Annotated in this window: 20 protein-coding genes; 6 read left to right on the forward strand and 14 right to left on the reverse strand. The window is 34.1% G+C overall.

Annotation, left to right across the window (positions count from 1 at the left end; genetic code table 11):
- Positions 1-73 precede the first annotated feature (73 nt).
- The 10 genes from ABD963_RS00465 to ABD963_RS00510 form a co-directional block, all read right to left on the reverse strand.
- Complete coding sequence (locus ABD963_RS00465) at positions 74-1,198, reverse strand: aspartate aminotransferase family protein (RefSeq protein WP_345274972.1); 1,125 nt, start codon at positions 1,196-1,198, stop codon at positions 74-76.
- Position 1,199: 1 nt separating this feature from the next.
- A complete protein-coding gene (proC, locus tag ABD963_RS00470) occupies positions 1,200-1,994 on the reverse strand; it encodes a pyrroline-5-carboxylate reductase (RefSeq protein WP_345274973.1) in 795 nt (264 codons plus the stop codon).
- Between the two features lie 11 nt (positions 1,995-2,005).
- Entirely contained in the window at positions 2,006-2,983 is a 978-nt protein-coding gene (argC, locus tag ABD963_RS00475; RefSeq protein WP_345274974.1) for an N-acetyl-gamma-glutamyl-phosphate reductase, read from the reverse strand.
- Entirely contained in the window at positions 2,976-4,163 is a 1,188-nt protein-coding gene (locus ABD963_RS00480) for an argininosuccinate synthase (protein ID WP_345274975.1), read from the reverse strand. Before ABD963_RS00480 ends, argC begins: the two co-directional genes overlap by 8 nt.
- A gap of 3 nt (positions 4,164-4,166) precedes the next feature.
- Entirely contained in the window at positions 4,167-4,784 is a 618-nt protein-coding gene (locus ABD963_RS00485; protein WP_345274976.1) for a GNAT family N-acetyltransferase, read from the reverse strand.
- Between the two features lie 476 nt (positions 4,785-5,260).
- Positions 5,261-5,995: a 3-keto-disaccharide hydrolase gene (locus ABD963_RS00490; protein ID WP_345274977.1), complete on the reverse strand. Its 735-nt coding sequence runs from the start codon at positions 5,993-5,995 to the stop codon at positions 5,261-5,263.
- An 11-nt stretch (positions 5,996-6,006) separates the two neighbouring features.
- Positions 6,007-7,062 carry a sugar phosphate isomerase/epimerase family protein gene (locus tag ABD963_RS00495; RefSeq protein WP_345274978.1) on the reverse strand — a complete coding sequence of 352 codons (1,056 nt, stop codon included), beginning with the start codon at positions 7,060-7,062 and terminating at the stop codon, positions 6,007-6,009.
- An 11-nt stretch (positions 7,063-7,073) separates the two neighbouring features.
- Positions 7,074-8,207, reverse strand: a complete 1,134-nt coding sequence (locus ABD963_RS00500) for a Gfo/Idh/MocA family protein (RefSeq protein ID WP_345274979.1) — start codon at positions 8,205-8,207, stop codon at positions 7,074-7,076.
- 5 nt (positions 8,208-8,212) lie between these two features.
- Entirely contained in the window at positions 8,213-9,445 is a 1,233-nt protein-coding gene (locus tag ABD963_RS00505; RefSeq protein ID WP_345274980.1) for a nucleoside permease, read from the reverse strand.
- A gap of 15 nt (positions 9,446-9,460) precedes the next feature.
- Entirely contained in the window at positions 9,461-10,345 is an 885-nt protein-coding gene (locus ABD963_RS00510) for a sugar phosphate isomerase/epimerase family protein (RefSeq protein WP_345274981.1), read from the reverse strand.
- A gap of 333 nt (positions 10,346-10,678) precedes the next feature.
- Here ABD963_RS00510 and ABD963_RS00515 point away from each other — a divergent pair, with 333 nt between their 5' ends.
- The 5 genes from ABD963_RS00515 to ABD963_RS00535 are packed head-to-tail and all read left to right on the forward strand — an operon-like array spanning position 10,679 to position 16,240.
- Entirely contained in the window at positions 10,679-12,397 is a 1,719-nt protein-coding gene (locus tag ABD963_RS00515; RefSeq protein WP_345274982.1) for a GMC oxidoreductase, read from the forward strand.
- Positions 12,398-12,416: 19 nt separating this feature from the next.
- Positions 12,417-13,016 (forward strand): gluconate 2-dehydrogenase subunit 3 family protein, encoded by a 600-nt coding sequence (locus ABD963_RS00520; RefSeq protein ID WP_345274983.1) that lies wholly within the window; start codon positions 12,417-12,419, stop codon positions 13,014-13,016.
- A 1-nt stretch (position 13,017) separates the two neighbouring features.
- Positions 13,018-13,833 (forward strand): 3-keto-disaccharide hydrolase, encoded by an 816-nt coding sequence (locus ABD963_RS00525; RefSeq protein WP_345274984.1) that lies wholly within the window; start codon positions 13,018-13,020, stop codon positions 13,831-13,833.
- A 16-nt stretch (positions 13,834-13,849) separates the two neighbouring features.
- Positions 13,850-14,773, forward strand: coding sequence for a hydroxypyruvate isomerase family protein (locus ABD963_RS00530; protein ID WP_345274985.1), 924 nt, complete (start codon positions 13,850-13,852; stop codon positions 14,771-14,773).
- A gap of 9 nt (positions 14,774-14,782) precedes the next feature.
- A complete protein-coding gene (locus ABD963_RS00535) occupies positions 14,783-16,240 on the forward strand; it encodes a Gfo/Idh/MocA family protein (protein ID WP_345274986.1) in 1,458 nt (485 codons plus the stop codon).
- A 14-nt stretch (positions 16,241-16,254) separates the two neighbouring features.
- Here the strand turns inward: ABD963_RS00535 and ABD963_RS00540 are convergent, their stop codons facing one another.
- The gene (locus ABD963_RS00540; protein WP_345274987.1) at positions 16,255-16,605 is read right to left on the reverse strand and encodes a transmembrane 220 family protein; all 351 of its coding nucleotides are present in this window, start codon (positions 16,603-16,605) and stop codon (positions 16,255-16,257) included.
- A gap of 189 nt (positions 16,606-16,794) precedes the next feature.
- Here ABD963_RS00540 and ABD963_RS00545 point away from each other — a divergent pair, with 189 nt between their 5' ends.
- Positions 16,795-19,605, forward strand: coding sequence for a TonB-dependent receptor (locus ABD963_RS00545; RefSeq protein ID WP_345274988.1), 2,811 nt, complete (start codon positions 16,795-16,797; stop codon positions 19,603-19,605).
- A gap of 59 nt (positions 19,606-19,664) precedes the next feature.
- Here the strand turns inward: ABD963_RS00545 and azu are convergent, their stop codons facing one another.
- The 3 genes from azu to ilvA all read right to left on the reverse strand — a co-directional run bounded on the left by azu (position 19,665) and on the right by ilvA (position 23,244).
- The gene (azu, locus tag ABD963_RS00550; RefSeq protein ID WP_345274989.1) at positions 19,665-20,183 is read right to left on the reverse strand and encodes an azurin; all 519 of its coding nucleotides are present in this window, start codon (positions 20,181-20,183) and stop codon (positions 19,665-19,667) included.
- 17 nt (positions 20,184-20,200) lie between these two features.
- On the reverse strand, positions 20,201-21,793 hold the full coding sequence (locus ABD963_RS00555) for an NADP-dependent glyceraldehyde-3-phosphate dehydrogenase (RefSeq protein WP_345274990.1): 1,593 nt from the start codon (positions 21,791-21,793) through the stop codon (positions 20,201-20,203).
- Between the two features lie 185 nt (positions 21,794-21,978).
- Positions 21,979-23,244, reverse strand: coding sequence for a threonine ammonia-lyase IlvA (gene ilvA / locus ABD963_RS00560; protein ID WP_345274991.1), 1,266 nt, complete (start codon positions 23,242-23,244; stop codon positions 21,979-21,981).
- Positions 23,245-23,250: the final 6 nt, after the last annotated feature.

Raw genomic sequence — 23,250 nt, forward strand, 5'->3', positions numbered from 1 at the left:
ATATACATAATGGTTACTCAACAAACTATTAAGTTCATACCCGATTATGAATTTATAATTTTATCCTAAACTTTTAGAGTACTTGTTTTAAAGCATCAAAAAACTGATCGATATGTTCTTTTTTTAAGGTTAATGGCGGTAAAATCCTTATGAGTTTCTTATTTGAAGCACCACCTGTAAAAATATGATGCTCGTAAATGAGTTTTTTTCTGAGGTCTCCCACTTCAAAATCGAATTCCAAGCCTAGCATTAAACCTCTACCCTTGATATTTTTTATCTGTGGAATGGTTTTAGCTTTTGAAATGAAATATTCAGACATTTCATTGACGTTATCCATTAATTTTTCTTCTTCAATGGTATTTAAAACCGCTAAACCCGCAGCGCAGGCCAAATGATTACCACCGAATGTAGTCCCCAACATACCATGTTTTGCTTCAATGTCAGGATGAATTAAAATGCCGCCAATAGGAAAACCATTACCCATTCCTTTGGCAATGGAAATAATATCAGGGGTTACGTTGTAATGCTGAAACGCAAAGAATTTGCCCGAACGCCCGTAGCCTGCTTGCACCTCATCGGCAACAAACATGGTGTTGTTTGCTTTACACAGCGCATATACTTGTTCAAAAAAGTCCTTTGTACCTTGGTCCAGCCCACCAACACCTTGAATAAACTCTACAATTACAGCACAAACATCGCCTTTCTCCAATTCTGCTTTTACGCCTAAAATATCATTAAGCTCTAAAATAGTAACTTTTTGTTGAGCATTGATGGGTGCCACAATATTAGGATTATCGGTAACAGCAACCGCCGCCGAAGTACGTCCATGAAAACTATTTTTAAAAGCTACAACCCGCGCTTTTCCCGTTTTAAACGATGCTAATTTCAATGCATTTTCATTTGCTTCAGCACCTGAATTGCACAAGAATAATTCAAAACCATGACATCCAGAAAGCGATTCAATTTTATCAGCTAACTCAACCTGTAAAGGGTTTTGAATAGCATTGGAATAAAAACCCAAAGCTTTAACTTGACTTGTAACCGCCTCTACGTAGTTTGGATGTGCATGCCCAATGGAAATTACAGCATGACCTCCATAAAGGTCTAAATATTCTGTACCTAGTTCGTCGTAAACATGAACATCTTTACCAGAAACTGGAGTTACATTATATAATGGATAAACGTCAAATAATGGCATTTTAAGTTTTTTTAATTTGATTTATTTTCTCGAAAGAAGCCACTAATCCTTGAATCAAAGCAGAGCTTAAACCTTGATGTTCCATAGCATTTAATCCTTCAATGGTGCATCCACTTGGCGTGGTTACACGGTCTATTTCCTGTTCTGGATGTCTTCCAGATTCTATCAATAAACTGGCAGCACCAAAACACGTTTGAGTAGCCAATTGATGAGCTTCATGGGCTTCAAAACCTAATTGGATAGCCCCTTGAGTTGTTGCACGTACAAGGCGCATCCAAAAGGCAATACCACTAGCGCAAATTACGGTAGCCGCTTGGATGTGTTCTTCCGGAATTACCATGGTAGTTCCCAACTGATTAAATATTTTTTTGGCTAAATCCATCTTACTCTCTCCCTTGGTATTGGCTGCTAAACAGGTCATGGATTTTCCAATGGAAATGGCTGTATTGGGCATAACGCGTATTATGTTTTTATCACTTCCAATGATGCTTTCAATTTTAGAGATCTCAAAACCTGCTGCTACCGACATAACAACATGTTGATCTATAATACTTGGAGAAACCGTTTCTAAAACCTTTTCAATATGCCTAGGCTGTAAAGCAAAAATTAAAATATCAGATTCTTTAACTGCCAAAACATTATCGTTAGTGATGGTGACATACTCTTCATCATTAAACATACTGAGTGCCGATGTATTTTTATCGGTTAGATACAATGATGTAAATGTCTTGTTTTTTATGAGTCCTTTGGCGATAGAACTTCCTAAGTTGCCGGTTCCTATGATGGCTATTTTCATTTCCCTTGTTTTTAAAAATATGTTGCCTTTAATTGCAATCCTGTTGTTTCATCTAGACCAAACATTAAATTCATATTTTGAATAGCCTGACCAGACGCTCCTTTTAATAAATTATCAATAATACTGGTTATTAGTAATTTACCATGATGCTTATGTAAATGAATTAAACAATTATTGGTGTTTACCACTTGCTTTAAATGCAGTACTTCATCTGAAACAAATGTGAATTTAGCGTCTTTGTAAAATGCCTTGTAAATAGAATTGGCTTGGTCCAAAGAACCATCAAAATCAGTATAAAGCGTTGCAAAAATACCTCTTGAAAAATTACCTCGATTGGGCATAAAAAGGATTTCTGAGGAATAGCTTTTTTGCAAATGCTTAACCGATTGATTGATTTCCCCTAAATGCTGATGCGTGAAAGGTTTGTAATATGAAAAATTATTATCACGCCAAGGAAAATGAGAGGTTTCAGACAATGAAGTTCCTGCCCCAGTTGCCCCCGTTACGGCATTTACATGTACATCTTTTTTCAATAAATTTGAATGAGCCAATGGTAACAAGGCCAACTGAATAGCTGTTGCAAAACAACCTGGATTAGCTATATAATTAGCTTTTTTTATGGATTCCTTATGCAATTCCGGTAATCCGTAGGTAAAGGTTTTCCCATTAAAAACTTTATCTTTTTCTAGTCTAAAGTCGTTCCCTAAATCAATGATATTGGTGTTATCTGAAAAGGTATTACCAGACAAAAATTTAATCGAGTTACCATGTCCTAAACACAAAAACAGCACATCAACATCTTGATTTACTTTATTGGTAAACTTTAAATCCAAACTACCTATCAAGTCTTGATGCACCTTACTAATTTTGTTCCCAGCGTTACTGGTACTGTAAACAAAATCTATTTTAGCTTCAGGGTGGTTAATCAAAAGTCTTATCAATTCGCCTGCTGTGTAACCTGCACCACCTATAATGCCAACTTTAATCATCGCTATTTGAATTTACTTGTTGGTATATTTTATTTTGGTTTCCGAAAATTTTAATAAACCCTTTTGCTTCATCTGCAGTCCAACCTTTATTTTCTTCACCATAGCTTCCAAACTTCGCACTCATTAAATCGTGTTTTGATGAAATACCATCCAAACTAAAGTGGTAAGGTTTTAAAGTGACTGTTACATCTCCAGAAACTTTATCTTGGCTACTTTGCAAAAAGGCTTCCATGTTTCGCATTACAGGATCCAAATACTGCCCTTCATGCAAATGCATACCGTAAAAACTGGCTATGTATTCCTTATGTTGTAATTGCCATTTGGTTAGGGTATGTTTCTCTAAAAGATGATGTGCTTTAATGGTGATTAATGCCGCCGGTGCCTCAAAACCAACACGACCTTTTATGCCTACAATGGTGTCGCCCACATGAATATCTCTACCTATGGCATATGCTGAAGCTAAATTATTTAGGGTCTCAATATTGATTTCTGGTTCATTTTCAACACCATTTACTGCAACTAGTTCACCTTTTTTAAAAGTTAATTTAACTTTTTCCTCTTCAGCATGCTTAACCTGAGAAGGGTAAGCTTCTTCTGGTAAAGGTTTATCCGAAGTTAATGTTTCAGAGCCTCCAACACTCGTGCCCCACAACCCTTTATTGACAGAATATTTAGCTTTTTCCCAAGACATATCGATACCATTTGTTTTCAGGTAATCTATCTCTTGTTGCCTAGTTAATTTTTCGTCTCTAATGGGTGTGATAATTTTAATATTTGGTGCCAATGTTTGGAAAATCATATCAAAACGTACTTGGTCATTTCCGGCACCCGTACTACCGTGAGCTATATATTCGGCATCAATACTTTTTGCATATTCGATAATTTCAATAGCTTGAATGATACGCTCTGCACTTACCGATAAAGGATACGTATTGTTTTTAAGTACATTTCCAAATATTAAATACTTAACTACTTTATTGTAAAAAGTTGCCACTGCATCAATATTCTTATAGGTTGAAACACCCATTTTATAAGCATTCGTTTCAATTTTATCAATTTCAGCTTTCGTAAAACCCCCAGTATTAACACTAACAGCATGTACCTCATATTTTTTTGATAAGCTAACTGCACAATACGAGGTGTCTAATCCGCCACTATAAGCTATAACTAATTTTTTCATTTTTTACTTTTTATCTTTTTTTAAAAACATGGCTTCTTTGATGTGTTTCAACCTATTGAAAACCTTCTCTTTTACTTTTTTTGTATCTTTTTTATCCTGCTTTTCTGGGTCGTACAACATACCTGTACAAAGGCACATTTTTCTGTTTGTTCGTGTTAAAACATCATAGTTTCTGCAGGTTTGACAACCATCCCAAAAAGTAGGATCATCTGTTAATTCGGAGAATGGCACTGGTTTATAGCCTAATTCTGTATTCATTTTCATTACTGCTAAACCAGTGGTGATACTGAATACTTTAGCATCTGGAAATTTGGTTCTAGAATGCTCAAATACTTTGTGTTTAATTTGTCTAGCTAATCCACCACCTCTATAATCTGGGTGAACAATTAATCCTGAATTAGCTACAAATTTACCATGACCCCATTTTTCTATATAACAAAATCCAGCAAATTTATCGCCATCTAAAGCGATAACAGCGTTACCATTTTCCATTTTTGTAGCTATATACTCTGGAGTTCTTCTTGCAATTCCTGTACCTCTAACCGCTGCAGATTCTGCAATGGTTTCGCAAATAATTTCTGCGTATTTTATATGTGATTTATCGGCTATTACTACCTTCATTTCATAATTTTATAAGTAATAATTATTTTTTTTGATGGCTGAACTGGACTCACCTAATTCAATAAATGTTAACACACCACTAAGGACGAAGAGAAAATTTATGACGCATGAGATTATGGCTATTATTTAAATTAACTAAATTTTGAAATGATATGAAAAAAATTCTAGGCACTTTGAAAAATTAAAATTACGTTTATTGATGCTTTCTTTAGAAGATTAAAAGCGGCTACGGGGGTTGCTAGCGGGCAACCTGCGAAACACATAACGTATTTTATTTAAATTTTTCATAATGTAAAGCTATAATTTTATTTTATACATGTGATAAAAACCAATATTTTTTTTAAAAAATTATTAATATTTAACAAAATGGAGATATTTTTTATAAATAATGCTAATAATTAGCAAGGTATTTAGAATAAAAAAAGGAGCTCAATAGCTGAACCCCTTTTTTACTTAACTATATGAGCCGAAAATTTTTAAAGCTTTTTAATTTTTATATTTCTAAACCATACTTTGTCTCCATGGTCCTGAAGGCCAATATGTCCCGTATGATGTTTACCGAAATGCTCCCAACCTTTAAATTTGGAATTTTCAACCATCGTGTCCCAAGCTTCCCCATGAAGAGGAAAACTTACAATTTTAGTTCCATTAAGTTTTACTTCACCTTCATTGGTCTTATGGTTGACTTTTAAAACACATAAGTTCCATTCACCTGCTGGATGACATACATCTTTTTCAGGCTGAACTAAATCATACAAAGCGCCAGCTTGGTGGTATTTGGGATTAGCTTTGGCATCTGGATGTCGTTCATTATCCAATACTTGGATTTCCGGACCAGATTGGTAGGCTTCATTTAAACTTGGATCTTCAAATACACCGAAAAAAATTCCACTATTTCCTCCCTCAGATATTTTCCATTCAATGGATAATTCAAAATTTGTAAAGGTGTCTTTGGTAATGATATTTTTTCCTCCATTTTCACCAGGATTAAAAACCAATGTTCCATCTTCAATAGTCCACTCCGGATGCATCTCATCAGTTAAATAACCACGCCATTTCTCGAGTGAAGTTCCATCAAAAAGGGTTATCCACTCCACCTTAGAATTCACTTCTTTTTCAATTTCCTCTAAAGTACCTTCCGTTTGTTTTGAATTTTCCTTACATGTAAAAATTGTGACACCAAGTAATACGAATATTAATATTTTTTTCATTTTAAAATAGTTTATATGCCTAAAATTCTTCTCAAGTGCTTATCATCAGTATCACTCCCTCCAGCAAAATCATCAAATCGCTTATTGGTCGCTTCAATAATATGGTTATTAATAAAATTAACTCCTTCTCGTGCTCCCTGCTCAGGACTTTTTATAACACATTCCCACTCCAAAACGGCCCATACATCGCATCCGTATTCGGTTAATTTTGAAAATACTTTCTTGAAATCCACTTGTCCATCTCCAGGAGAACGATATCGCCCTGCTCTATCTTTCCAATCATTATAGCCACCAAATGTTCCTTTTTTGCCCGTAGGATTAAATTCTGAATCCTTTACATGAAAAGCTTTTATAAATTCGTGATAATGGTCTATATACTTTATGTAATCTAACTGCTGTAAAACAAAATGTGATGGATCGTATAAAATGTTTACCGCTTTGTGGTTACCAGTTGCCTCAAGAAAACGCTCAAAAGTATCACCATCATGAATATCTTCTACCGGATGCACCTCATAACAAACTGCAACACCTGCTTCTTCAAAGGTATTTAAAATAGGTTTCCAACGTTCAGCCAATTCTTTAAAACCTAACTCTACCAATCCTTTAGGCTGCTGTGGCCATGGGTGCATATAAGGCCATAGTAAAGAGCCTGAAAACGTAGCATGGGCTTTTAAACCCAAGCGATTGCTTGTTTTTCCGGCTTTATGCATTTGGTCTACTGCCCAAGTAGTTCGAGCTTCATAGTTTCCTTTTAAGTGGTTTGGCGCAAAAACATCAAACATTATATCGTGTGCTGGATGAACTGCTACTAATTGCCCTTGAATATGGGTGGATAGCTCTGTAATTTCTAATCCGTAACTGTTAACTTTCCCTTTAAATTCATCACAATATGTTTGACTATCAGCTGCAATATCTAAATCTAAAATTGATTTATCTAAAGTTGGGATTTGTATACCTTTATACCCTAATTCTGAGGCCCATTTACATAATCCATCTAATGAATTAAAAGGCTCCTTATCATCCATGAATTGTGCTAAAAATACAGCTGGTCCTTTTATAGTTTTCATAAATCTAAAATTTAAATATTAACCCAAATATTTCCTTTTTGGTGAGATTCAACTACTTTTTCAATAAAACTCATTCCCCTGACACCATCAATAATTGTAGGGAATTCCCCATGGTTATATGGTTCTTTATTAATTGCTTTAGCTACACCTTTATAAATATTTCCCATCGAATCAAAAATCCCTTCAGGGTGTCCTGGAGGAAGTTTAGTACCGTCTAATGATAGTTCAGAATTGTAAGCGTGACCCGGTTTAAGCACTTGTAAGGGTTTACCTTCTTCCATTAAATATAAGTAGTTGGGGTTTTCTTGCTCCCATTTCAATCCTGCCTTATCGCCATAAACTTTTATTATAAAACTATTTTCTTCTCCTGTTGCTATTTGACTAGTACAGATAACTCCTTTTACTTTGTTATTGCAACGTAATAACACCGTACCGTCGATATCCATTTTATTATCAGAATATAAGTAATTTAAATCCGCTAAAACAGATTCAATTTTATGTCCAGACACATATTCTAACATATCAAAAGCATGTGTGCCAATATCTCCAATGCAACAGCTAATGCCAGATTTTTCAGGATTTAACCGCCAAGTTGTGGAGCGTTTTTCTTTATCATGAATTATTGGGTTTATCCAACCTTGATAATATTGTGCATCAACCTTTTGAATTTTACCTAACTCCCCGTTTAATATCATTTCTCTCATTTGCCGAATCATTGGATAACCCGTATATGTATAAGTAATCGCAAAAATGGTTTTTGCCTTCTTTAAAGCAATACTTAATATTTTAGCTTCCTCGTAGGTTGTAGTCATAGGTTTCTCACAAATGACATGGAATCCGTTCTCCAATAATTTTTTGGCCATGGGGAAATGCAAAAAATTGGGTGTTAAGATAGATATCACTTGAATTCGCTCGGTATCAGGAAGCTTTAATTCTTCATTAACCAAAGATTCAAAATCTTTATAAATGCGATTTGTTGGTAATCCTATTTGATTGGCAAATCCAATATTATCTTCCCAATTTGGATTAAAAACGCCTCCAACAATTTGATACTTATCATACATTGTAGAAGCCACCCGATGCAATACACCTATAAGAGAATCTCCACCTCCACCTAAAATTCCTAATCTAATTTTCTTATTCATTTATTCTATGCGTCTTTATATTCCACTTTCTCATTCTTAAATAAAAAAGCAAAGAAAATTAATACCCCAACTGCAAATAATGCGGGGAACAACCAGACATCTTGCCAGCTATGTAAACCATCAACTAAAATATTTTTATCTACAATTTGTCCTGCAACCCAAAAGCCCACCAACATACCAATTCCATAAGTTGCCAAAGTAATTAAACCTTGGGCAGCACTTTTTGCTTTATCACCTGCTTTAGAATCGGTATAAATTTGACCAGAAACAAAGAAGAAATCATAACAAATTCCATGCAAAGCGATTCCAATTACTATCATAAAAAATAAATCCCCTGCATTTCCATATGCAAACAAAAGATACCGAATACCCCAAGCTAACATCCCAAAAATTATAGTTCTTTTAAAACCATACTTTTTAAAGAAAAATGGTAATAGCAACATAAAACCAACTTCAGACATTTGACCCAATGATGCCCAAGCTGTAGAGTTTTCAACTTTGTACTCAGTTAAAAAGGGACTTATATTTTGATAATAAAATGCCAAAGGAATGCATATTAAGACAGAAGACACAAAAAATACCAAAAAATTTCGATTCTTGAGTAATTTCAAAGCCTCCAAACCTAATATATCGCTTATTGTAACTTTTTCATCTTTATTAACCTTTGGTGGCGTTTTTGGTAAAAAAAAACTAAAAACTCCTAAAATACCAGAAGCAATCGCAACCATTGTAAATGTGTTGGATAACATCCCTTGTCCAATATTTTCTATAGAATCCCATTTAAAAACTAAACTAATAACCAATCCTGCCAAAATCCAGCCTATTGTTCCCCAAACTCTTACCATTGGAAATTGTTTTGATGGATCATTCATTTGATTGAAGGATACTGAATTCACCAAAGCCAATGTTGGCATATACACAATCATATAACTTAAAACATAAGGATAAAAAACTGCAAACTCAGTAGATTGCGACATTTGATACATTAAAAATGCACCTGCTAAATGCAATACTCCAAGAATTTTTTCAGCATTGAAAAAACGGTCAGCAATTAGGCCAATAATAAAAGGTGCAATGATGGCTCCCCAACATTGTGTGGAATATGCCATTCCTGTTTCTGCACCTGTAGCACTGAGATTGTTACCCATGAAAGAGCCAAGGGTTACAAACCAGCCTCCCCAAATAAAAAATTCAAGGAACATCATAAATGATAATTGAAATTGTGTTGACTTTTTCATCTTTACTGAATTTATTTAATTTAAACCTTTTACCGAGTTTAATAAAAGGGCTTTCGTAGCCAATATACCATCTTTTTCATTTAAACGCTTACCTTCATACTCCACACCAATAAAACTTTCATAACCGGAATCTTTAACCATACTTATAATTCTTGGATAATCTAAAGTAGTTTCATTTCCTATATCATCAAAATCGTAAGATTTGGCACTTACAGCCTTCGCATTAGTTAGCATCATTTGAATCCCTTTATATTTATCCGAGAATTCTTCTTCACATTCTCCCCATTGAGCACCTTCTTTACGTTTAATACACCAATTCCCAAAATCTGGCAATGTGCCACAATTACTCATATTCACTTCTTTAATGGCCTCCATTAATTTTGGGGCATCCGATGATAACCAACCATGATTTTCACATAAAATATTAATATTTTTAGTAGTCGCATATTCTGATAATTTTTTCAAACCATCAACAACTGTAACTTTCCATACATCATAATCGTTTGTTCCAAATGTATTTACACGAATAGAATGGCAACCCAGCTTTTGAGCAGCATTAACCCACTTCATATGGTTTTCAACAGCTTTATTACGTGCTTCTTCATCGGGGTTAGCTATATCTCCCTCATTGTCGACCATTATCAAAACGTTAGTAATACTGTTTATGTCACTCATTACTTTTAAAGAGTCTATAACTTTATCAAAACCTAATTCCTTAATTTGATCTAAATAAATCTGACTCACATACTCTATACCCTCAAAGCCCATGTCTTTGGCCATTTCAGCAAATTTAAAAGGGCTAACACCTTTATCATTAAAGGTTCTGTGTAGTGACCATTGAGCTAATGAGAGTTTAAAAAATGGATTAGATTCCATCTTCAAAGCTTTATCTTCATTCATTTTTTCCTTTTTTGATTCATTTTTACAAGAAATAAAGATAAACACGGAACTTAGTATAAAAACAAAAGTACCTATTTTTAGAAATTTTGGATAAGCCATAACGATATTCTTAAAATATTATATAAATTTATTGAAAAGTATTAATTTTTAACCTCGTATTTAAACATCTTAATAAAAAAAAGCAATTAATGATTGTCTAAAACGTTTTCGCTGTTGTTAAACAATAATATCAAGATTGAAAAAAAAGGTTATGAATTTCTTTTACTATTTTGTCGCACTTAACTTTTTTAAGACAATTAAATCTAACATCTAAATTTAACTTCTTTTTAAAAAATGGATAACAAATCTGAACTTTTGAATGAATATGATGCCATTGTTGTTGGAACGGGTATCTCAGGTGGATGGGCTGCCAAAGAACTTTGTGAAAATGGATTAAAAACCCTTGTTCTGGAAAGAGGAAGAATGGTAAAACATATTGAAGATTATCCAACTGCCAATATGGATCCTTGGGATTTTCCTAATGGTAACGTTGCCACCAAAGAGGTTAAAGAACGTAAGCCTAAACAGCACCGAACAGGATATGTGACCAGACCTGAAACTGAACACTTTTTTGTAGACGATATGAAACATCCATATAATGAAGACAGACGTTTTGACTGGATTAGAGGTTATCATGTTGGTGGTCGCTCATTGATGTGGGGTAGACAAAGTTATAGATTAAGTGATATTGATTTTGAGGCTAACCTTAAAGAAGGTATTGCTGTAGATTGGCCTGTGCGATATAAAGATATTGAACCTTGGTATGATAAAGTTGAAGAATTTATTGGTGTTAGTGGAGAAAATTTAGGTCTAAAACAATTGCCAGATCAAAAACTTCTCAAACCAATGAATTTAAATTGCGTAGAGGAAGAATTAAAAACAAAAATAGCTGAAAGTTTTGATGACGGTAGATTATTAACCATTGGAAGGACGGCTCATATAACAGAAGGCTCAAAACCAGGATTAGGAAGAAGCACTTGCCAGTATAGAAACCGATGTGCGAGAGGCTGCCCTTTTGGTGCCTACTTTAGTAGTAATTCATCTACACTGCCCGTTGCTGAAGCCACAGGTAATATGACCTTGAGACCCAATTCCATTGTCCATGAAATCATTTATGATGACACTACAAAAAAAGCAACTGGAGTCAAAGTAATTGATGCAGAAACTAAAGAAGTTTTTGAATTTAAAGCAAAAGTAATTTTCTTATGTGCATCTGCTATAGCCTCGGCCGCTATATTATTACAATCAAAATCTGAACGTTTTCCCAATGGCTTAGGCAATGACAGCGGTGAATTGGGACATAATATTATGGATCATCATTTTCATGTTGGAGCTAGAGCTAAAGCTGAAGGGTTTGAAGATAAAATCAATAAAGGAAGAAGGGCCAATGGTTTGTATATCCCAAGATTTAGAAATCTAGGTGGAATAACAGATGTGAAAGAATTCAAGAGAGGTTATGGGTATCAGGGAGGTGCAACAAGATCAGACATATCCGAATTGGTTGCAGAATTAAAATATGGTCCAAAGTTAAAAGAAGAAATCTTAAAACCTGGAGAATGGAATGTAAACCTACTAGGTTTTGGAGAGACCTTACCCGACCATAAAAATAGAATGTATTTAGATTATAACAAGCTTGATGAATGGGGTTTACCAACCGTAACCTTTGATGCCGATTTTGGTGAAAATGAATTAGCAATGCGTAAAGACATGAGAGAGCAAGCCGTTAAAATGCTAGAAGCGGCTGGATTTAAAGATGTTGAAGGTTATGATTTGGCCGAAAAAAGAGCAATGGGGCTCGGTATACATGAAATGGGAACGGCTAGGATGGGACATGATCCAAAAACATCTGTTTTAAATAAATACAATCAAATACATGCTTGTACCAATGTATATGTTACCGATGGTGCTTTTATGACATCAGCCGCTTGCCACAACCCATCTTTGGGCTATATGGCTTTTACAGCTAGAGCAGCAAACCATGCCGCAGAACAACTTAAAAAAAATAACACCTAATAGCATTAAATATAAACAGATGAAAAGAAGAGATGCATTAAAAAATTTAGGTTTAGCAACTGGCTTTTTTGTTGCAACCCCAACCATAGTTAGTTTATTACAAAGTTGCACAAGCGATGTTAAAACTTGGGTTCCAGAGTTTTTAAGCCAAGACCAAGGCATAGCCTTAACCAAAATAGCGGATATTATTTTACCCAAAACTGAAGGATTACCATCAGCAACAGAATTAAACGTACCTCAATTTATTGATAAGTATATGAATGAAGTTCTTGATGCTGAAGATCAAGCTAAATATAAAAATGCCTTTTCTAATTTGATAACAATGTTAAAACCAAATTCAGAGGAAAGCATTGAAAAAGTTACTATTGAAGACTATAAAGTTTTATTAGACAAACATATGCTAGTTAAAGACGAAATTGATGAGGAAAGAGAAGCTAATCTTGAATCCTTGGAATTGACTAAATCTGAGTTTTTAAACGGTTTAAAGTGGATGACCATCAATGCTTACTTAACAACCGAGCAAATAGGAGAAAACGTATTGGTTTATGACCCTGTTCCTTCGCAGTACTATTGTGGAGATTTACAAGAATTGACGGGTGGAAAATCTTATTCTCTGTAAAATGAAAAATTATTCAATTATAATTATCGCAGTAGCTTTAGCCACAGGCTTTAGTTGTAAAAATAATTCGAAAAAAAATATTGAAACCGAAACTACTCAAGAAAAAATTACCGAAAATTGGCAATCTTTATTCAATGGGGAAAATTTGGAGGGTTGGCTTGTTAAAATCAATGGCTTTGAATTGAATGATAATTATAATGAAACCTTTAGGGCTGAAAATGGTGTCCTAAAAGTATCTTACGATAATTATGAAAACTTCACTAATGAGTATGGGCATATTTTTTACAAAACCCCTTTTTCCAATTACAAATTAAGACTGCAATATAGGTTTGTTGGCAATCAAGTTAAAGGAGGGAAAGCTTGGGCAACAAAAAATAGTGGTATCATGTTACATTGTCAATCACCAGAAAGTATGTTAAAAAATCAAGGATTTCCACTTTCATTAGAATTTCAACTGCTTGGTGGCCTCAATGAAAATGAGCCAAGACCAACAGGAAACATTTGCACACCAGGAACTCATGTTGAAATAAATGGAGAATTAATTACAGAACATTGTATTACTGCAAATTGTAAAACCTATTATGGTGAAGAATGGATAATGGCAGAAGCAGTTGTTAATAATGGTTCTATAACACATTATATTGAAGGAATACCTGTAATTTCATATTCTAACCCAACCATTGGTGGTCTGTTTTTGGATGATTCTTCAGAAGATATTCAAGCTAAAGCAGGACAATCACTAACTAGTGGCTATATTTCATTACAAAGTGAAAGCCATCCTGTTGAATTTAGAAATATTGAGATTTTGGAATTATAAACTTGATTCTTTAAATATGCAAAGACGATCATTCATAAAAAAAGGAACCGCCGCCTCTATAATGGGTTTAGGTATGTCTGTACAAGCATTATCTTTAATAAAAAAACCAAAATCATTAAACCCTTACAGCTTCAAATTAAATTACGCCCCTCATTTAGGTATGTTTAAAAATCATGCTGGTGATGACCCCATCAATCAATTAAACTTCATGGCCGATCAAGGTTTTAGAGCGTTTGAAGACAACAACATGAAGAATCGTTCTATTAAAACACAAGAAGAAATTGCAAAAACTATCCATGATAGAGGCATGAAAATGGGTGTTTTTGTGGCACACACCATTTATTGGAAAGAACCTACCCTTACTACTGGTAAAATAGATATCCGCGAAGCTTTTTTAAAAGAGATTGAAGAATCAGTAGAGGTTGCAAAACGTATCAATGCCAAATGGATGACTGTTGTTCCTGGGTTTGTTGACTTAAGTTTAAATATGGACTTTCAAACCCAAAATGTTATCGAAACATTAAAACAAGCCTCTGCTATTTTAGAACCGCACGAACTAACCATGGTATTAGAACCCTTAAACTTCCATAACCATCCTGGTTTGTTTCTTAGTCGTTCCCCACAAGCATTCCAAATATGTAAAGCCGTTAATTCGCCCTCGTGCAAAATACTATTCGACATATACCACCAGCAAATACAAGAAGGAAACTTAATCCCAAATATCGATAGTTGTTGGGATGAAATTGCTTATTTCCAAATTGGCGACAATCCTGGTCGTAAAGAACCTACAACAGGCGAAATAAATTACAATAATATTTTTAAATTTATTCACTCCAGGGGATATAAAGGTCTATTAGGAATGGAGCATGGTAACTCCATAAATGGTATAAAAGGTGAATTAAATGTGATTGAAGCCTATAAAATTTCCGATAATTTTTAAAAATAAATCATGATAAAAAATAGCAATCCTAATGGCAGACGATCCTTTATTAGAAAAACTTCATTAGCAACCATAGGGATTTCAATCATCCCGCGCCATGTTATGGGAAAAGGGTTTATAGCTCCTAGTGATAAATTAAACATTGCAGTTATAGGTGCGGGAGGGAAAGGCTATTCAGATATGATGAATGTTTGGAACAACGGTACATCAAATATTGCAGCCATTTGTGATGTAGACTGGAATAGAGCGGCTAATGCTTTTACACAATTTCCAAAAGCCAAACAATTTAAAGACTACAGAAAACTATTAGAAGATATGAATGAGATTGATGCTGTTACTGTATCAACACCAGATCATACCCACGCGGTAATAACTCTAGCCGCTATGCAATTAAATAAAGATGTTTATGTACAAAAACCATTAACACATAATATTCATGAGGCCAGAGTCCTTACCGAGGCTGCGAATAAATACCAAATTGTTACCCAAATGGGAAATCAAGGTGCTTCAGGAAAGGGCGTACAGACTATGATTGATTGGTTTGATTCTGGAATTATTGGTACTGTAAACCAAGTAGATGTTTGGACTAATAGACCTGTTTGGCCTCAAGGCATAAAAACTCCCACTGACAAACCCAGCATTTTAGATAATTTAGATTGGGACACATGGGTAGGACCTGCAAAGTGGGTAGATTATCATCCATTATACCATCCTTTTAAATGGCGTGGATGGTGGAATTTTGGAACTGGTGCTCTTGGTGACATGGGCTGTCATTTAATGGATCCCCCTTACAGAGTTTTAGGATTGGGTTACCCTACTGAAGTTGAAAGTAGTGTAGGCTCCATATTCACTCAAGATTGGACACCAGATTATTATCCTGAATCATGTCCTCCATCATCAAGAACACAATTAAAATTTGAAGCTACAGAAAAAAATCTTTCTTTCGTGAAACTAAATTGGACTGACGGCGGATTGCGTCCATTTCATCCAGACCTAATTCCAGCAGATCATCCTATTGGTGATGACGACAGTTCAAATGGTGTTATTATGATAGGCGAAAAAGGCATAATGACTTGCGGCACTTATGGCAGAAAACCGAAAATTTATTTGAATTCTGGCGAACTTATTCTTGCTGAAAATAAAGAAACAAAAGAAGATAATAAATTACCAGAAAACGGTCACCACATGCAATGGGTGGAAGCCTGTAAAGCAGGATTTGGAAGTGAAGCTCATAAAGCACTAACCTCTTCTTTCGATTTTGCTGGACCTTTAACCGAATCTATTTTAATGGGTAATCTCGCTATTAGAAGTTATAACCTTAGAGAAGAAACTAATAATAATAGATTTGTGTACCCTGGACGAAAAAAATTACTGTGGGATGGTGCCAATATGAAAATAACAAATTTTGAAGCGGCTAATCAATTTGTAAGGCGAAAATATCGAGAGGGTTGGACATTGGGAATTTAATCTTAGCCTCGTTTTTAATTTTTTAATTGAAACATTAAGGCTATGGCTGCTAGAACTAAGCCCAAAAATTCTCTTGTTCCCTCTAGGTATGGTTTTTCATAAATCATTTCACCAAAAACCTCTGATTTATTTTCAATTTGTAACCATTCAAAAAAATATTGAACATAAAATTCAGAATAGATTAATATCCCTAAAACTACAACTAAAATTAAAGGCTTTGGTAATTTCTTGAAAATGGCAATAAAAGAAATCAAAGCTACACATCCATAAATCAAAAACCAATGCAAAGGGTCTGGGTCATTTAATTGAAATACTGCAAACAAGGCAAATAATACAAATAGTAAAATATTTATAAACTTCTTCATCTTAGTTTGTTTTATATCCAAATTTAATAAATCTACTATCACTTTTAAGAATAATACTTTGATAAATCTAAGATATTTATGATTTAGTACTTATTTTTTGAGTCAATGATGCATGGCTAACTTCTTAATAATATTTTATAAATTTGCCACTTGTAAATAATTTTAACAGTTTATTACCCCATTTTTATTATGAATAAAGTTAAACTACTATTTCTAATTTTTGTGTTTTCATCATTATTTTTATCAGCTCAATCTTCCTTGACTGGAAATGTGAAAAATATGAAGAACCAACCTCTTGAAGGAGCTGCAATTTCTTTAATTTCTACAAGTTTTTATAGCATTTCAAATTCTGATGGAGATTTTAAAATACAAAATTTACCTAAGGGAAATTATATCATAGAAATAACCTACTTAGGATATAAAACAATAAATGAAAGTATAGATGTTAAAGAAATAAATGAAACATATACATTTATACTAGAGGAAGATTTATTAAACCTGCAAAGCGTGGTTGTTACTGGTACGTTCGACCCTAGAATACAATTAGAATCAACCACATCAGTTAGCGTACTAAACTCAAAAACTATTCAGCAAACGTTTCCTCAAGGAACCGCAAGTTTGTTACAAAATATTCCGGGTACTTTTATAGATGCCTCTGCAGGAGAAGTTTTTACAAAAGTTTATAATAGAGGTATTTCAGCATCTGCTGAGGATGATATGGGTTGGTACTATGTATCACTTCAAGAGGATGGACTTCCTGTGAGTTTAGTTCAACATTCCTATTATAGTCCAGATCTATTCCATCGCGTGGATTTAACAACTAAAACCGTTGAAGCCATAAGGGGTGGAAGTTCATCAATTACAGCACTTAATGCACCTGGTGGGATTTTTAACTTTATATCTCATGGTATTCGTGATGATTTTGGAGGAGAAGTTCAAATATCTGGTGGATTACAAGGTGAGGAAAACGCACTATTTAAAGTTGATGCTAATTTTGGCGGTTCATTAGGAAATAATTGGTATATAAATGCTGGTGGACATTACAGACATGATGAAGGTGCAAGAAATACAAATTTCACTTTTAGTAAAGGTGGGCAATTTAGATTTAATGTTATTAAAAAAAATGAAAGAGGCTACCTAAAGTTTTATGGCAAAATTTTAGATGATTATACCAATAGATGGACGGGTGTTGCCGCTACTAATTGGGATAACCCTACTCCTGCTTTTGGTCAAGATTTTAATTCGACATCTTTATTAATGCCTGGTTTTTCGGGAAATATTCCTGATGGAAGATCCTTAAACAATGGAAGCACAAATAGTTTTGATCCCTCTCAAGGTGTCTATGCAAGAGACCTTGCCTTTGGTTTTGATGTTTCCCAAGATTTAGGAAACAACTGGTCTATAAAAAATAACATAAAAGTTTCAGCTAAAAATGCCAACTGGCAAACCTCAATAAGTAATGCGTTTGTTTCTCTTAATAATCCCTTGGCTTATTTTATTAGTGGCGCAGATTTTCCAATAGGACAGGTTGTTTTTCGAGACACACAATCTGGTGAAGAATTGGCTAGAATAAATAATTCAGGCATTTTATCAGGCCAATCTATACAATACCTAGGACAAGGAACCTTACCAAATGATGCCATAATGGGAACCTCAGCTTGGTATAAAGACAATACGGCCGATGAATTAATGAACCAATTTACCTTAAGAAAAGAGTACAAAAACCACGATATAACAACTGGCTTTTCTTTAGGCTTGTCAGATACATCTATGTTCACTCAAGGCACTTTTGCTTATGTAACTTATGAACCCAACCCCAGAATGTTACAAGTTACCCTTGAGAATCCTGGAGACCCTGTAATTGCTTTGTCTGATGCAAACGGTTTGAGTAATTATGGGGGATTGTTTTTTGTTAATGCTGAAGCAAAAGTAAGTCAACTTGCTACTTTTATTAATGACAGATGGAAAATTTCTGATAATATCCACCTGGATTTAGGTGTTCGATATGAGTCCATTAAACATAAAGGAAGTAAAGATCGTTTCGCACCGTTTGCACAAAATGGAGGTTTCGATGGAAATAATAATACCGCATATGATAATGGTATTTTAGCTTCAACTGGGCAAAAAGACAACTTTAACTACACCTACAACTATGTATCTTTTTCAGGAGGTATAAACTATAAGATAAATGAAGAAGCTGCAATTTTCACTAGGTTTTCACAAGGAAATAAGGCTCCTGAACTAAACTATTATTTTAATAATTTTTCAAATGTTCCAATAAATCAAGAAGGAGCTGTTCAAAAAATAACTCAATTGGAAATAGGCTCTAAATATAACCTTAAAGATTTTTCATTTACAACAACCGCTTTTTGGAGTGAATTAAATAATATCGGAATCGCTAATTTTGAATTTGATTCTGACAATAATAGTGTTTTTTACACTCCTATTCAATTTAACACTTCCAGAACAATTGGCCTAGAATGGGAAAGTGTTTTTACACCAATCGAAAATTTTGCTTTTCGTTTTAATGGTATTATACAAAAACCAAAAGCAACAGAATGGAAAATTTATAATGCCGCAGAATCTGTTGATATCAGTGATGATACTATTGAAGATTTCTCAGGAAACACACTACCTTTTAATCCTAGATTAATGTTTAACTTCAGTAATGAATATCAAAAAAATAAAATAAGTGCGTTTTTTAAATGGCAATTTATGGGAAAACGTGAGGGAAATGTTGCTAACGGATTTAAACTTCCAGCATATAGCATTTTTAATTTAGGTCTTGGATATGAAATAAATGAAAAATTATCGGCAAATTTATTAGTCAACAATCTTTTTAACTCTGAAGGCTTAGCTAATTTTTTTGGGGAAAACAGTTTTGGCGCTAATGCCAATGGTGCTACCCCAGAGTTTATTCAGGCCAACCCGGATGCTAGCTTTGTTGTGGTTCCAGTGCTCCCGAGAGGTACTTTATTAAAACTGAATTACAAGATCTAAAAAAATAAAAGCCTCAAAAACATAATGCTTTTGAGGCTCTTTAAATAAATTTTTTAAGTTTATTCCACAATAAATTTTCCTTTCATTAAACCTGAATGACCTGGAAAACTACATAAAAAATCATATACTCCTGGTTCTGGAGCATCAAACTCAATAGATGTTACTTGTCCTCCACCAATAAGATCTGTATGAGCAATAACATCTTGAGTTGCTTTTGGTATGTATTTATTATCTCTTTCAACAGCAGCTTTGGCAGCAAATTCAGTAAGATTTACACCTTGTTTTAAAATAACTACATTATGCCCCATAACGTTTACATCAAGTTTTCCAATATGTCTTAAAGTTAATTTTACGTTTTGACCTGCTTTAACTTTAATTTCTTTGATATTAAATTGCATTAAATCATTACCCGTAATAACAATGTTAGCAACATTAACATCCTCATCTACATCTGCCTTTTCAGGTTCATTGCTTTTTTCATAAGTAAACCCCTCTTTCTTTTCCTCTTTTTTACCACCACAATTAAAAATTAACGTTGCTAATAAAAGGTATAGTAATTGAGTTCTAATAATTTTCATGTTAAAATGTTTTAATGTTATAATATATAATCAGTGCTTATAAAGTTAGATATTTTTTTGTCAAGAAGTTCATTTAATATGGCTTTATTGTACTCATTATCTTTAGAAGCCACAAATGTTCTTATTGAAAATGATCTTAAAGCATCATGCACACTTAATGTGCCATAAGCAGAATCTTTCCTTCCTGTGAAAGGGTATACATCGGGACCACGTTGACAAGAACTGTTTAAATTTACTCTACAAACTAAGTTAACTAATGTATCAATTAAAGGCGCTAATGTGTTTACATTTTTGCCAAACAAACTTACTTGTTGCCCATAGTTAGATTCTGCCATATCATCTAAAGGTTCATCTATATTTTTAAAAGATATAATTGGAACGACAGGCCCAAATTGTTCTTCTTGATAAACTCTCATATCCTTACTTACGGGATACAATACTGCTGGAAAAATAAAGTTTTCTGATGTTTTACCTCCTTTTTCATTTAGAATATTAGCTCCTTTTTCTTTAGCATCGTCAATCAACTCTTGAATATATGCAGGTTTATCTGATTCAGGAAGTGGTGTTAATTTCACGCCTTCTTCCCATGGATTTCCAAATTTAAGAGCATCTACTTTAGCTGAAAAGCGCTTATTAAATTCGTCGACTAGAGAATCATGAACATATAGCACTTTTAAAGCTGTACAACGTTGTCCGTTAAAAGATAAGGTTCCTGCAATACACTCGCTTACAGCCAAATCTAAATCCGCATCTGGTAAAACAATGGCTGGGTTTTTTGCTTCCAACCCTAAAACCATACGCAATCTATTTCCTTTGGGATGAACCGATTGTAAAGTGTTCGCAGACTTACTATTACCAATCAGAGCCAAAACATCAATTTTGCCAGATTGCATAATGGGTGTGGCCAAAACTCGGCCACGTCCATAAATGATATTTACCACACCTTTTGGGAAGCTACTTTGAAACGCTTCCATTAAAGGTGAAATTAATAAAACTCCATGTTTGGCCGGTTTAAAAACAACCGTATTGCCCATAATTAAAGCAGGAATTAAAAGCGTAAAGGTTTCATTCAGTGGGTAATTGTATGGACCTAAACACAATACGGTTCCCAGTGGACCTCTACGAATGTGGGCATATACGCCATCATTCTTTTCAAACTTTGCAGAATTTCTATCCAGCTGTTTATAATCTTCTATGGTATCATAAATATAATCAACGGTTCTATCAAATTCCTTCTCAGAATCTGGAAGGTTTTTACCAATTTCCCACATTAAAAGCTTGACAACCTCCTCACGCTTGGTTTTCATTTGCTTAACAAACTTTTCCATGCATTTAATACGGGCTTCAACTTTCATGGTTGGCCATAAGCCTTGTCCTTTATCATAAGCATTTAAAGCAGAATTTAATGTTTCCATGGCTTCATTTTCACCCAAATTAGGAATGGTTCCAAGTAATGTTGGTTGATAATTTTCTGTTGAGGAAATGGTTGAGTAAACCTCGGTGGTTTCTCCATTCCAAGTTTTTAATTCACCATCAACCAAATAGGTTTTTTGATGTAAAAGGGATGTGATTTTATACTGTTGAGGGATTTCTACTATTGTGGAATTCATATGTTTGGATGTTGTATGTAACTAAAGCTAAGATACTTATTATTTAGTTAAAATTGAAGCAAACAGTAAGCTGAGAATAAAAAAATGCCATATCCTTAACAATACTATAAAAGGAGAATAAATTGTGGAAAACTCAAACGTTTTCGAAAAAAAACAAAAGAAATAAAATTTGATTATTGGGCATTTTACACCAAAAATTGAAACAAATCGGGTTTATTATTGAGGTAATCTCCATAAAAATTATGGGTTTTCATTTTTGTAATGAGTGGTTGTAAATCATTCGCAGATTTTAATTGAATTCCAACCACCGCTGACCCATTTTCACGGTTTGTTTTTTTAGCATATTGAAAATAAGTGATATCATCATTTTTTCCTAAAATATCAACTACAAATTCCTTTAAAGCACCGGCACGCTGTGGGAAATTCACAATAAAATAATGCTTTAAATTAGCGTACAATAAAGCACGTTCTTTAATTTCTGGTGTACGGGTGATATCATTGTTACTTCCACTTACAATACAAACAACGTTTTTATCTTTTATTTCTTCAGCATAAAAGTCTAGCGCAGATATACTCAATGCCCCTGCTGGCTCTACCACAATGGCGTCTTTATTGTAAAGCTCTAAAATAGTTTCACATACCTTACCTTCAGGAACTGTAATCATATCATGTAGGTTTGCTTTACAAATTGGGAAAGTTAAATCCCCAACACGCTTTACAGCAGCGCCATCAATAAATTTTTCGATATGCTCTAACTCAGTATTTTTATTATTTCTAATGGAAACAGACATGGATGGTGCTCCCTCCGGTTCCACACCTATAATTTTTGTATTCGGGGACAGACTTTTAAAAAGAGTTGATAATCCAGCGGCTAAACCACCACCACCCACAGCTAAAAAAACATAATCAATAGGATGATTGGTTTGTTCCAATATTTCGAGACCAATAGTTCCTTGTCCTTCAATAACTTTTTTATCATTAAAAGGGTGTATAAATACCTGATTTTGTTGTTCACATGCTAACATAGCCGCATGGTAGGCATCATCATAGGTATCACCAACCAATTTAATATCAATATAATCTTCACCAAACATTTTTACTTGTTCAATTTTTTGGTTTGGTGTGGGAGCTGGCATGAAGATGGTGCCTTTAATCTTTAATAAATTACAAGATAAAGCGACTCCCTGTGCATGGTTACCAGCACTTGAACAAACCACTCCTTTTGATGCTTCTTCTTTGGATAAGGAACTTATTTTATTGTATGCCCCTCTAATTTTGTAAGACCTTACTTGCTGAAGATCTTCTCGTTTAAACAAAATATTAGACCCAAATTGTTTTGAATATCTAGGACTTAAACTTAAAGGCGTAACTGCCGATACTTTTTTAATGGTATCGGCAGCTACTCTAATTTTATCTAGTTTAGGAAAATATATTTCTTTTTCCTTATTCATAAAAAA

The organism is Litoribaculum gwangyangense (assembly GCF_039543505.1).
GTDB classification, from domain to species: Bacteria; Bacteroidota; Bacteroidia; order Flavobacteriales; family Flavobacteriaceae; genus Litoribaculum; species Litoribaculum gwangyangense.